Below are 12,533 nucleotides of genomic sequence, written 5' to 3'. Positions count from 1 at the left end.
TTATGGTGGTTTAAATGGCGGTATCCATGTTGGCGATGGCTTACAAGCACATGAACTGATTCGCCATGAGTTTCTTAAACAATCAGGATTAGCCAATGACTCTCGTTTATCTGCTAACCCCTCGATTGCATTAGACCTTGATCATCATACTCGAGGACCACTAAAAGACTTCAGGGGTATTGGAGGTGTCCACTATCATGAAGCTCAGGTTAGAGCTCAGAGAGGGTTGGGACCTAACCAATTCGCATCTACGATCGCAGATGAATTAGATATAACAACTGAAGGAATGAGAAGGGCAGGCGTTCCTGAGTCACAATTAGTAAATTACGAAGTAAAGCGGAAAAGTTCTATAATAAACTTTCTGGATGCTAACGAGGTGGCTATGCAAAAAATTTATCGGTTTATAGATGCACTTTTGCCTAATGAAGATAGTGGGGTTAAATTTGGTGGTGGTGCATTTATTGAGGGGGAATGGCCCAAAAATCCTATTGGAGAAGACTTGACGTTGTTGCTGACTATTGACAGCGATAAGTTAAATGAGAGAGTGAATACATTTAAGTTACCTGAGGGTAAATACATATCTGTGTTCTCAACGTACAATGAAAATAGATATTTTCTAGATGATGTAGTTTTCTTTGGCGATGATGTTGAGTTAAATTACATAAAATCTGGATTCACAAGGGTAACTCTAAGTGAAAGCTCAAAATTGAGTGTGAATAGTAACAACCTAAATTGTAAAAGTGTTAAGTTGGAAGTGAGAGAATTAGACTCTAGTGACTACCCTACCTTTTCTTTTCTTTCAAATGAAATTCCAAAAGGAATGGTTGGATATGAAAGTTTGCTAAGTGAATATAATTTCATATGTCAATTATACTCGGCAGATATTCCTTCAGAAGATGGAGGGGTATTGGGTCTATCAGACGCTGTTGGTTACTTATTCCTGAAAAAAGAAATTGAAGATTATAATGATGCCGGTCTGTTTTTTGTCCAAACAGCATGACTGTAATAGGCTGGAAATGGTTTTATATTTTCCCGCCTATTTATAGTGTTATTTTAGCATATTCTGCTATTGTCTTTTAATGATGACCTTACTGGGCATTACGTTGACCGCTAACGTTTGTCCCGTCAGGCCGCTTTGCATCAGCCATTCCCCCATCAGATACAGCTCACCGTTATCCCCCAGTACTACTAGATACGGGTGATACACCTACACCTCAATCAGTCAGTATTTTTATTACCAATTGATTTAAAATAATTTTGTGCAGACAAAAACTATCACGGAAAGGCGGTAGCGTATGAACTACGATGCAAAATATCTGACCCATTACAACCCAAATAGGTAGTGCGACCCAGAGGTAGGTCAGTTTACGTAGCAGGACCCGATAGGGCTAAGAGGTGGAATAAACCTCTATCAATATGCACCTAATCCGCTTACTTGGGTCGATCCGTTAGGGGTAAGCGGTGAGTGGGTTAATCCATCCTCTCTTAATTACTCACAGGCATATATATCTGATAATGTTGCGGCTTACATAAAAGATATGAAGGCTGGTAATTGGGATTGGGGGCGAAGTGGTCCATTAAATGTAGCTGAAATTGATGGTCAATTAGTTTCTCTTGACAATAGGCGACTTTATGCTGCACAAATGTCTGGCTTAGATTCAGTCCCTATTAATAAAGTTAATTTGTCAGATCCTTTGCCGAAACCTGCAACCGGTGGAATTTACGGTAGCAATCTTGATAAAAAGTTAAATTCGAAACCGAAAAATACTAATGTGCCTAAAGTGAAATTACCTAGAACGGGTACACCAGATAAACCTCAAATCGTAAGTAAAAAGACAGGTGGTGGGTGTTGAGTAAATATAATGAATTGCAAGATAAGTGGCTAAATAACCAGCTTATTGGTTTGGATGTTATTATTGCTAAGTCAGGCGTGGTAACCCCTATTAACATAGAGTATATGGAAAATGATAGTCTAACGCATACATTTGGAAAGGAATACAGTATTTCATATGGAAATAACTCTACCTTAGAAGCGTTGTTTGATAACTATGATGAACCTTGGTCTGAAATCCAAGTAAATGATCAAATCTTGATAAATAATGACTGCTTTATTCTTTGTGGTGAAGGAGAAATGGGGAGTGAAGGGTTTATTGTAAAAACAGATATCAATAGTAATATAACTTGGATGTTATACTCAACTATATCTAATCCTTTTGTAAATATAAAGACGATGGGTGATATTGTCTATGTTCAATCCTCAGCTAATTTTTATGTTGCGGTGAATCCTATAGGTGATAGTGTTTCTATCGTAAATGAAAACATCCAAAATAGATTGAAACAGAGTTAGTAATACTAAAAGACCGGGATGATCCAGAAAATATCTTCCCGGTCTTTTTTATCTGTTACCACGCAATAATATTACCTTGTTGTACTTGAATGATTACCTGGCCGGGCATTACGCTGATCGCCAGTGGTTGCCCGGTCAGGCCGCACTGCGTCAGCCAGTCTCTTGCCAGATACAGCTCGTCGTTATCCCGTATCCAGTCGGCACCGATTATGGGGCCTGTACATCCACCCGTCTGTATTTTCTTTACCATCTGATTTAAAATAGTTTTGTGCAGATAAAAACTATCACGGAAGGGCGGTAGCGTATGAACTACGATGCAAAATCCTTGACCCATTACAACTCAAATAGGTAGTACGACCCAGAAGTAGGCCGGTTCACGCAGCAGGACCCGATAGGGCTGGCGGGGGGATGAACCTGTATGCTTACGTCAAAAATCCGCTGGGATGGATCGACCCGCTAGGGTTAGCCGGATGTAATGCCAATCCTAAAAATATTCACTACATGCAAAATGCAAAGCTCAATTAAAAATCAAACAGGAGCTCATACTGTTCTGGATATCGCTGCTGCATTAGCAAATGGAGCACTTAAAGCTGCGGATCTCCCTGCTATTAAGGTTTGGCGGGATGCTACAGGAAAATATGGACTCTAGATCATCGAAGATTGGCCGCATTTAAAAATAGCAGGTCTTGAAAGCGTGCCAGTCCAATGGGCTGCAGCTAAAGAAGTTGCAGGCCAAATTTGGAAAATGACAACAAAAACTGAAGGTAAGAGCATCATTTTAAAATTAGGTGATGGAATTAAACAGATAATAGGTGGGTGAAATGGAAAGTGATTTATATCCTGTTGAAACTAGAAATGAGTTAATTAAATTGATTTTATCTTTGGCTTCGGAAGTAAAAAATAATCCTGGTGAGTGGGAGAATAATGATCTTCCATCCTTTTTAGAGGCGATGGCTTCATGGATGGAAGATATGGATGGTTTTTATGAGAATATGAATAAGCCATGCCCAGATAATGCCAGTTGGAGTGTCCTTGCTGACATATTAATGGCTGCTAGGATCTATGAATAACTAGAACAAACCGGAATGGTCATAAGAGATCTTCCGGCTTGTTTTACCGTCATTATGCCAATATATTCCCTTGCTGTACCTGTATTATCACCTTGCCGGGCATCGCATTAATCGCCAGCGGTTGCCCGGTCAGGCCGCACGGCGTCAGCCAGTCCCCCGCCAGATACAGCTCACCGTTATCCCGTATCCAGTCCACGCCGATATTGGCCTGAGCGTCCACCTCCAATAATAACCGCTCAATCTCTTCCTCATTAGAAACTAACGTTATTATCAATCCATCCTGATACGGCTCTATCTTAAATACAGCCCTCGACAAAAATCCCGCCTTGATAATATCCTCACCATCGATAATCAGCTCAGGAATAAATCTGCCAGTGGTTGCCTGTAAAATATGAGTTCCGTTCATACACTTCCCTCCGCTTGAATAATCAATCTTCCCTGTTCAACATTTACCGTGACCGACTGGCCGGTTAAAAACCCCAGCTCCTCCAGCCAATAACCCTTAATAATCAGCTGAGGAGCGGGCTTCTTGATGCCCCGGTTGGGCGTATAGCCCACGGTGTAGCGGCGTGTTGTTTTGGGTGCTTTATTTGCGGGGATACCTGACTTAGAATCGTGCTTAGCCATAATCAACTCCTGCTTAGTTGCTTGTGGTGAGCGGCGATAGTGGGCTGCAACCCGTTATCGCCGCGTTACTTATCAGTTAGTTACGCACCTGTGCAATGATTGCGCTTAACATCTCTGAAATTATCTGCTGTTTTTCCTGCGGCAAATTAGCAATCGCTTCTATCTGCTGCTGCCACTTCGGAGTCGGGACACTCTCGCGGAGGGAAGACTCCGTCGTTGCTCCAAACAATTCCTCTAGCGAAACCGAAAAAATGTTTGCTACGTCTGGGAGTGAAGACACCTTGATACGACGGCGGCCAGCCTCCCATGCTTGCACTGTCTGTTGAGAAACGCCCAACTGCTCAGCCAATTCGGTCTGAGTAATGGTACGTTCTTTACGCAGGCTGGTAATGCGTTTGCCCAACGCAATGAAAAAATCACGTTCTTCGCTACTGATCGCCATAGTTGTCTTGGTTCCTGAATGTCATAAGACAACCATAACATACCGTGCATTTTACTACGATATGATGTAAATACTACAATATGTGGTTTTATTGAGTCTAGCTGTTTTCATATGTAAATTGAGGTTTTTTGAAGCAAAAATAATGCGATGCATTTCGCAGATTGAGATAAGAGCGCTAATACGCCTTGAAAAGAGATATTGATAGCAGAAACAAGGACGATCTTGGGCTAGCCAGCTAAACGCGCCAGCCCGGCACATAATTAATCTCCCCCCTCAATGAGAAGACAGCTCGTACTTCTTTATCTTGCGATACAGCGTCGCGATGCCAATCCCCAGCTTCTCCGCCACCACCTTCTTGTTCGCATGCTGGCTCAGCGCCTCCTCAATCATCAGCTTCTCCATACTCTCCAACCCCGCCATATCGTGGTTTTCGCAACTCTCTGTGGCCTTATAAGTAGATACGCTGGCGCGAGCCTCCAGATGCTGCCCTCGGGTCAGATTGGGCGGCAGCAGATAGGTATCGATGATTTCACCGCTCGGCACCACGTTAACCAGATACTCCATCAAATTACTCAGTTCGCGCACGTTGCCTGGCCAGCGGTGTCGGCGTAACAGCTCGAGTACCTCTGCCGAGATGCCGGGGTAGATAATGCCGATCCTCTTGGTGTGCAAACTGAGGAAATAGTGCACCAGCAGTTCGATATCGCCTTCGCGCTCACGCAGCGGTGGCAGGGTGATGGGGATAACGTTCAAGCGGTAATAGAGGTCTTCACGGAACTTGCCTTCGGCAATGTACTGTTCCAGGTTCTGGTTGGTGGCGGAGATAATGCGGATATCGACCGGGATCGGCTTGCTGGAACCGATCGGCAACACCTCACGGGATTCCACCGTGCGCAGCAGCTTGGCCTGCAACATTAGCGGCATATCGCCGATCTCATCCAGGAATAGCGTCCCCTGATTGGCCGCCTGGATCAGCCCCACCTTGCCATTGGCCGAAGCGCCGGTAAATGCGCCCTTCAGGTAACCAAACAGTTCACTCTCCAGCAGTTGATCCGGAATGGCGGCGCAGTTAATGGCGATAAAGGGTTTATCGCTGCGGTTGCTCAGCCGGTGGATCGCCCGCGCCACCACTTCTTTGCCGGTGCCGCTTTCGCCAACCACCAATACGCTGGAAGGACTGGGAGCAATACGGGTAATTAAATTTTTCAGCAGGCGCATCGGTTTGCTTTCCCCCGCCAGTTGCTCAATACGCGGGTCTTGCAGGACTAGAGTTTCGTTAAATGAGGAATGTGACTGATGGAAGGCCATTAAAAATAATTGGTGATCCTGAACCTGATGTAGCTGGCCAATCATAATCTCCTGGTTATCGTCGAAGGAGAGAATATGTTGCAGATGTCCGCTGGTGTAATTTTGCTGGAAGGTGAGGGCGCGAATAGTAAAGGTTTTGCCGATAATATTTTCCTGCGGCATATTGAGCTGTTTCAATGCCATCATATTGGCAAATTTCACCTGGCTCTTTTCATTGAGTATTAACACCCCCTGATCCATATTTTCAATCAGGCTGAAAAGCACTTTATTTAAGCCACCGCTGCTGCCTTGTGTCTCCAATAAGTTAGAAACGAAAACGTTGGAGATATTGCGCACGTACCCCGAGAACTCTTGCAGATTATCCCGCAACCTTTGCTGCTGCTCCAGGGTAAAAGCCACCAGGCTGATCACGCCGATGCAGGTATCCTGGAACAGGATAGGAATGCCGAGGAAGGCCTTTTCCTGGCACTCATCTTTGCTGGTGCAGCCTTCGCACACCGGGTCATAACGGGAGTGGGTGACTATCTTTTCATTTTTAGTATCAAGTACATATTTCAACAACCAGGAATTGCTGCCGAGCTTGATGCCAAATTGTTTGCCATACGGGCCAGTGCCTGCCACGCGTACCAGGTTGGCATCGACAATCTCTACCTCCAGCAGCAACACGCTGGAGAGCATCTTGGTAAAACGCAAAATTGTCGGTTGGATCTGCATAAGAGCCGACTGGGCAGTGGCCGGTGCTATCATCACGCGTCTCCCGTTATCGTCATTGAAAAAGAAACGATAATACACTACGGCCAGATATAATTTGATAGTCATCAAGCTAATCCCACAGAGAATAGAGATTCTGCTGTTAGCATCACATTTTATTATCAAAATGATACTGCACGCTAATTCCTATCATTTTGGGTCGCGAGAAAGCTTGATAATTATAAATGGCAGGTTTACGCCGCAGGGAATTATCCCTCGCCAGCAATAGCCTGACTAAAAATTTCACTTTAACCGCTGCTAAAACCCCATTTTATGTGATCGCCATCATAATAATCCGCAGTTTTATGTTGCGTAGCTTAACTTTCCCCTTGTTGGCACGCTTATTGATTGTCCTGTAGTCAGACGCTGAAAAAAGCGTATTTGTTATTCCGAAGTTAGGCACTTGTTTTAACGGATCACCACCACACTCTCTATTTAGGGGCAAAGATGAGAACAGTTAACCAGTTAATTAAGGAAATAAGCGCGTTAAAGTCCAATTTACATCAAAAGGACTTTTTGCTGACGTGGGAACAGAGCCGTGACGAGCTGGAACTGGTGCTCAAGCTGGCGGAATCGCTGAAAACCATGCGCTCAGAAAACATTGCCACCAAGATTTTCAACAGTGGCTTAGGCATCTCCATTTTCCGTGATAACTCCACGCGTACCCGTTTTTCTTATGCCTCGGCGCTCAACCTGCTGGGGTTGGCGCAGCAAGATCTGGATGAAGGTAAATCGCAGATCGCCCATGGGGAGACGGTGCGTGAAACGGCCAATATGATCTCCTTCTGTGCGGATGCCATCGGTATCCGTGACGACATGTATCTGGGGGCAGGCAACGCCTACATGCGTGAGGTGGGGGCCGCGCTGGATGAAGGGTTCGAGAAGGGTGTGCTGCCACAGCGCCCGGCACTGGTCAACTTGCAGTGCGATATCGATCACCCAACCCAGGCCATGGCAGATCTGGCCTGGTTGCAGGAGCACTTCGGCAGCCTGGAAAACCTGAAAGGCAAGAAGATCGCCATGACCTGGGCCTATTCACCCAGCTATGGCAAACCGCTGTCGGTGCCGCAGGGCATCATTGGCCTGATGACCCGCTTTGGCATGAAGGTGACGCTGGCCCATCCAGAAGGTTACGACCTGATCCCGGACGTGATCGAAGTGGCGAAGAACAACGCCGCCGCGTCCGGTGGCAGCTTCCAGCAGGTGACCTCGATGGCCGAAGCCTTCCAGGGTGCGGACATCGTTTATCCGAAATCCTGGGCGCCGTACAAGGTCATGGAGCAGCGTACCGATCTGCTGCGTGCCGACGATCACGCGGGCCTCAAGGCGCTGGAGCAACAGTGCCTGGCGCAAAACGCCTACTACAAAAACTGGCACTGCACCGAAGAGATGATGAAGCTGACCAAAGGCGGCGAAGCGCTCTATATGCACTGCCTGCCAGCGGACATCACCGACGTCTCCTGCAGTGAAGGGGAAGTCTGTGCCAGCGTATTCGAGAAGTACCGTATTGCCACCTATAAGGAAGCCAGCTGGAAGCCTTATATCATCGCGGCGATGATCATGGCGCGCAAGTTCTCCAACCCGGGCCTGGTGTTGGATCAATTACTGAAAGAAGCAGAAAAACGCATTAAATAAATTTACCTGGTCAGGGATACCGGGCGGTGTCCCTGCACGGTGAAGATTAATGCGACCAGAAGAGGTAGCGGTTATGTCGGTTTTTTCATTGAAAGTGGCGATAGAGGATAACCGTTATTTTAACGGCGAAACCTCCCCTCTGTTCTCTAAGGCGCAAGCGCAGAAAGCGCGCGAGTTTCATAAAAAGATTGCGGGTTATCAGCCAACGCCGTTATGCGCGTTGGACGATCTCGCTCAGCTGTTCGGCGTGCGGAAAATCCTGGTCAAAGACGAATCCAAACGCTTTGGCTTAAACGCCTTCAAGATGCTCGGCGGTGCGTACGCCATTGCCCAGTTGCTGTGTGAAAAGTACCAGATTGATATCAATGCGTTTTCTTTTGAAAAGTTTAAAGCCATGGCGACCGAGAAGATGACCTTCGCCACCACCACCGACGGCAACCATGGCAGGGGCGTCGCCTGGGCGGCGCAACAGCTGGGCCAGCATGCGGTGGTGTATATGCCAAAAGGCTCGGCTCAGGAGAGGGTGGACCACATTCTTAATCTGGGTGCCGAGTGCATCGTCACCGATATGAACTACGACGATACCGTGCGCCTGACCATGAAAACGGCCCAGGAACGTGGCTGGCAGGTGGTGCAGGACACCGCCTGGGAAGGCTACACCAAGATCCCAACCTGGATCATGCAGGGTTACGCCACGCTGGCAGACGAAGCGACCGAACAGATGCGGCAGATGCAGATCGAGCGGCCAACTCATGTGCTGTTACAGGCCGGTGTCGGGGCGATGGCTGCGGGCGTGTTGGGCTATCTGGTCGACGTGTTTGGTGCGGATAAGCTGCATTCGGTGATTGTCGAGCCCGAGCTGGCCGACTGCGTTTATCGCTCCGGGGTAAAAGGGGAGATCGTCAACGTGGGCGGCGATATGGCCACCATCATGGCCGGTCTGGCCTGTGGTGAGCCTAACCCCTTGGGCTGGCCGCTGCTGCGTAACTGTGCCACACAATTTATTTCCTGCCAGGACAGCGTGGCGGCGTTAGGGATGCGGGTGTTGGGTAATCCGCTGGGTAACGACCCGCGCATTATCTCCGGCGAGTCCGGTGCCGTGGGGTTGGGCGTGCTGGCTGCGGTGCATCACAGCCCGCAACGTGCGCAGCTGATGCAAAAACTCGGTCTGGATAGCCAGTCGGTAGTGCTGTTGATCAGCTCCGAAGGCGATACAGACGTGAAGCACTATCGCGAAGTGGTGTGGGAAGGGAAGCATCCGGTTTAACCACCACCGTCAGATTACTCAACCTCTCGCAGTAGTGAGGGGGAATAAAAAATTGGAGAAAAAAATACAATGGCAAAGCAAATTCCTTTCGAATTGGTGTTAGAGAAAGCCTACCAATACAAAGATGAGATGACGCGCTTCCTGCGGGACATGATCGCCATCCCTAGCGAAAGCTGTGACGAAAAGCTGGTGGTGCTGTGTATCAAGAAAGAGATGGAGAAGGTCGGGTTCGACAAGGTTGAGATTGACCCGATGGGCAACATCCTGGGCTATATCGGCCACGGCCCACACCTGATCGCGATGGACGCGCATATCGATACCGTCGGCATCGGCAACATCAAGAACTGGACCTTTGACCCTTATCAAGGCATGGAAAACGACGAGATCATCGGTGGCCGTGGCGCATCGGATCAGGAAGGCGGCATGGCTTCCATGGTTTACGCGGGCAAAATCATCAAGGATCTGGGGCTGGAAGATCAGTATACGTTGCTGGTGACCGGCACCGTGCAGGAAGAAGACTGCGACGGCCTGTGCTGGCAGTACATTATTGAGCAATCCAACATCCGCCCAGAGTTTGTGATCAGCACCGAACCAACCGACTGCCAGATCTACCGCGGCCAGCGTGGCCGTATGGAAATCCGCGTGGATGTGCAAGGCATCAGCTGCCACGGCTCGGCACCGGAGCGTGGCGACAACGCCATTTTCAAAATGGGCCCAATCCTCAACGAACTGCAACAACTGTCCGGCAACTTGGGCAACGATGATTTCCTGGGCAAAGGTACGCTGACCGTTTCTGAGATTTTCTTCACCTCACCTAGTCGCTGCGCGGTAGCCGACAGCTGTGCGGTATCCATCGACCGCCGCCTGACCTGGGGCGAAACCTGGGAAGGGGCGTTGGACGAGATCCGTGCGTTGCCAGCGGTACAGGCGGCCAAGGCAGTCGTGTCGATGTATGACTATAGCCGTCCGTCTTACACCGGTCTGGTGTACCCAACCGAATGCTACTTCCCAACCTGGAAGGTCGAAGAAGATCACATCACGGTGAAAACCCTGAGCAAAGCCTATCAGGGCCTGTTCAAGAAGCAGCCGGTGGTGGACAAGTGGACCTTCTCAACCAACGGGGTCTCCATCATGGGGCGTCACGGTATTCCGGTGATCGGTTTTGGCCCGGGCAAAGAGCCTGAAGCCCACGCGCCGAACGAGAAGACCTGGAAAGATCATCTGGTGACCTGCGCGGCGATGTATGCCGCCGTGCCTTTGGCTTACCTGGAAGAGTTGGAGAAATAAGCGGCCCCTCACCCCAACCCTCTCCCACAGGGAGAGGGAGCTGTCCGGAGCGTGCGGCTGGCCCGTGCAGCTTCGGACAGTGGGGTGTAAGAGGAAAAGTATTACACATAGAAATCAGCGAACTTGATCGGTCTCCACCGGGAGAGGGCGCTGGTGCAGAGTGGTGATCAAATACGTAAGTTTAATCTGTAACAAGGGTGATGTAGTAGGCGAGCCTCTGTATCTCCATGAAGAACGCTAAAACATCTGCGCACTCGATCGGTTCCCTCTCCCTGTGGGAGAGGGTTAGGGTGAGGGGCATATCCAGCACCCAGCCAGCATCACACAGCAATATACCCGGCACGATCTGCCGGATTTTTTTATGGAGTGCCAGCAATGAAGCAACTGATTAAGAACGGCATTCTGGTTGATAGCGACGGACAGTATTCTCAGGATTTGTTGATTGAAAACGGGGTGATCTGCCAGCGCGACACGGCGATCGAAGCCGATAGCCAGTGTGAAGTTATCGATGCATCCGGCTGTTATGTCATGCCCGGCGGCATCGATGTCCATACCCATTTCAATATTGATGTCGGCATCGCCCGCAGCTGTGACGATTTTTTTAGCGGCACCCGCGCGGCAGCCTGCGGCGGCACTACCACCATTATCGATCATATGGGATTTGGCCCGGCGGGCTGCAATCTCCATCACCAGCTCAACGTCTACCACCAGTATGCGGCTGGCAATGCGGCGATCGACTACGGCTTTCACGGCGTGATCCAGCATATTGACGACGGCATTCTCGAAGAGATGGCCAGCATGGTGCATGACGAAGGGATCAGCAGCTTTAAGCTGTATCTGACCTACCTCTATAAGATCAATGATGCCGACGTGCTGCGGGCCTTAGGGCAACTGCGGCAGGTCGGGGCATTGACTACGGTCCATCCAGAAAACGATGCCGCGATAGCTCTGCGCCGTGCTGCGCTGGTGGCCGCGGGTAAAACAGCGCCGATCCACCACGCATTGAGCCGCCCGTTGGAATGTGAGGCAGAAGCGATTGGCCGGATGATCAATCTGGCCCATCTGGCAGACAACGCGCCGCTGTACATCGTCCATTTATCCAATGGTCTGGGGCTGGATTATTTACGTCTGGCGCGTCAACAACGTCAACCGGTATGGGTAGAAACCTGCCCGCAGTATCTGCTGCTCAACGAACAATGTTACCTGCGTGCAGATGGGGCGAAATACATACTTAGCCCACCGCTGCGTGACCAGCGGGAGTTAGATCGCCTGTGGATCGGCATTGCCGACGGTTCTATCGATACCGTCGCCACCGATCACTGCTCATTCCCTTATCACCAACGGCAAGCTATGGCGGCAGGGGATTTTACCCGTTGCCCGAACGGCCTGCCTGGGGTCGAGAATCGCATGATGCTGTTGTTCTCTCACGGGGTAATGAGTGGGCGTATTTCCCCTTCACGCTTTGTGGCGCTCACCAGCTGCAATCCGGCGCGGTTGTTCGGCCTGTGGCCGCGTAAAGGCAATCTAAACCCCGGCGCAGATGCCGACGTGGTGATCTTTGATCCGCGCCAATCCACGGTTATCAACCACGCTCGGCTTCATGACAATGCGGACTATTCCCCTTATGAAGGTTTTCAGTGCCAAGGCGCGCCGGTGCTGACGATGTGCCGGGGTGAAATCGTGGCTCGTAATGGCGAATTTACCGGGCGGCAGGGATACGGGCAGTTCTTGCGTCGTCGACCTTTCAATGCCCAGATCGCGGCAAAAATGGGGTAACACCTCACTAAACAACAAGGATCA

General features: G+C 49.4%; 13 protein-coding genes and 2 pseudogenes. 9 read left to right on the top strand and 6 right to left on the bottom strand.

Annotated features, from left to right (window positions below):
- Window positions 1-1,066 precede the first annotated feature (1,066 nt).
- Window positions 1,067-1,207 (bottom strand): type I toxin-antitoxin system SymE family toxin, encoded by a 141-nt coding sequence (locus tag N6G83_RS17225; protein ID WP_260524004.1) that lies wholly within the window; start codon window positions 1,205-1,207, stop codon window positions 1,067-1,069.
- A gap of 139 nt (window positions 1,208-1,346) precedes the next feature.
- Between N6G83_RS17225 and N6G83_RS54925 the strand changes: the two are divergent.
- From N6G83_RS54925 to N6G83_RS17215, 3 genes and pseudogenes are all read left to right on the top strand, one after another.
- Window positions 1,347-1,463: pseudogene (locus N6G83_RS54925) on the top strand (RHS repeat-associated core domain-containing protein); the annotation flags it as partial.
- 75 nt (window positions 1,464-1,538) lie between these two features.
- On the top strand, window positions 1,539-1,853 hold the full coding sequence (locus N6G83_RS17220; RefSeq protein ID WP_211135602.1) for a hypothetical protein: 315 nt from the start codon (window positions 1,539-1,541) through the stop codon (window positions 1,851-1,853).
- Window positions 1,850-2,347: a hypothetical protein gene (locus N6G83_RS17215; protein ID WP_409529717.1), complete on the top strand. Its 498-nt coding sequence runs from the start codon at window positions 1,850-1,852 to the stop codon at window positions 2,345-2,347. The genes N6G83_RS17220 and N6G83_RS17215 overlap by 4 nt, the downstream gene beginning before the upstream one ends.
- Before the next feature lie 55 nt (window positions 2,348-2,402).
- On the opposite strand, the gene N6G83_RS17210 is transcribed toward N6G83_RS17215, so the two are convergent.
- Window positions 2,403-2,681, bottom strand: coding sequence for a SymE family type I addiction module toxin (locus tag N6G83_RS17210; RefSeq protein WP_248006620.1), 279 nt, complete (start codon window positions 2,679-2,681; stop codon window positions 2,403-2,405).
- A gap of 18 nt (window positions 2,682-2,699) precedes the next feature.
- Here N6G83_RS17210 and N6G83_RS54920 point away from each other — a divergent pair.
- Together N6G83_RS54920 and N6G83_RS17205 are read left to right on the top strand one after the other, a co-directional pair.
- Window positions 2,700-2,815 (top strand): annotated as a pseudogene (locus N6G83_RS54920) (RHS repeat-associated core domain-containing protein); the annotation flags it as partial.
- A gap of 353 nt (window positions 2,816-3,168) precedes the next feature.
- Window positions 3,169-3,417 carry a hypothetical protein gene (locus tag N6G83_RS17205; RefSeq protein ID WP_211135604.1) on the top strand — a complete coding sequence of 83 codons (249 nt, stop codon included), beginning with the start codon at window positions 3,169-3,171 and terminating at the stop codon, window positions 3,415-3,417.
- A 52-nt stretch (window positions 3,418-3,469) separates the two neighbouring features.
- Here the strand turns inward: N6G83_RS17205 and N6G83_RS17200 are convergent, their stop codons facing one another.
- The 4 genes from N6G83_RS17200 to N6G83_RS17185 form a co-directional block, all read right to left on the bottom strand.
- Window positions 3,470-3,823, bottom strand: coding sequence for a SymE family type I addiction module toxin (locus N6G83_RS17200; RefSeq protein WP_211135605.1), 354 nt, complete (start codon window positions 3,821-3,823; stop codon window positions 3,470-3,472).
- On the bottom strand, window positions 3,820-4,044 hold the full coding sequence (locus tag N6G83_RS17195) for a SymE family type I addiction module toxin (RefSeq protein ID WP_211135606.1): 225 nt from the start codon (window positions 4,042-4,044) through the stop codon (window positions 3,820-3,822). Before N6G83_RS17195 ends, N6G83_RS17200 begins: the two co-directional genes overlap by 4 nt.
- 76 nt (window positions 4,045-4,120) lie before the next feature.
- On the bottom strand, window positions 4,121-4,486 hold the full coding sequence (locus N6G83_RS17190) for a helix-turn-helix domain-containing protein (RefSeq protein ID WP_211135607.1): 366 nt from the start codon (window positions 4,484-4,486) through the stop codon (window positions 4,121-4,123).
- 273 nt (window positions 4,487-4,759) lie between these two features.
- Window positions 4,760-6,508, bottom strand: a complete 1,749-nt coding sequence (locus N6G83_RS17185) for a sigma-54 interaction domain-containing protein (RefSeq protein ID WP_173410205.1) — start codon at window positions 6,506-6,508, stop codon at window positions 4,760-4,762.
- A 483-nt stretch (window positions 6,509-6,991) separates the two neighbouring features.
- Here N6G83_RS17185 and ygeW point away from each other — a divergent pair, with 483 nt between their 5' ends.
- The 4 genes from ygeW (at window position 6,992) to hydA (ending at window position 12,509) form a co-directional block, all read left to right on the top strand.
- Entirely contained in the window at window positions 6,992-8,179 is a 1,188-nt protein-coding gene (gene ygeW / locus N6G83_RS17180) for a knotted carbamoyltransferase YgeW (RefSeq protein WP_024529727.1), read from the top strand.
- Between the two features lie 73 nt (window positions 8,180-8,252).
- Window positions 8,253-9,446, top strand: a complete 1,194-nt coding sequence (gene dpaL, locus N6G83_RS17175; protein WP_211135608.1) for a diaminopropionate ammonia-lyase — start codon at window positions 8,253-8,255, stop codon at window positions 9,444-9,446.
- 69 nt (window positions 9,447-9,515) lie between these two features.
- Window positions 9,516-10,733 (top strand): YgeY family selenium metabolism-linked hydrolase, encoded by a 1,218-nt coding sequence (locus tag N6G83_RS17170; protein ID WP_024529729.1) that lies wholly within the window; start codon window positions 9,516-9,518, stop codon window positions 10,731-10,733.
- Between the two features lie 375 nt (window positions 10,734-11,108).
- Window positions 11,109-12,509 carry a dihydropyrimidinase gene (hydA, locus tag N6G83_RS17165; RefSeq protein ID WP_211135609.1) on the top strand — a complete coding sequence of 467 codons (1,401 nt, stop codon included), beginning with the start codon at window positions 11,109-11,111 and terminating at the stop codon, window positions 12,507-12,509.
- Window positions 12,510-12,533 lie beyond the last annotated feature (24 nt).

Source organism: Serratia sp. PL7, assembly GCF_945957435.1.
Note: the sequence above shows the minus strand (reverse complement) of the source record. Positions and strands in the feature narration are given on the sequence as shown.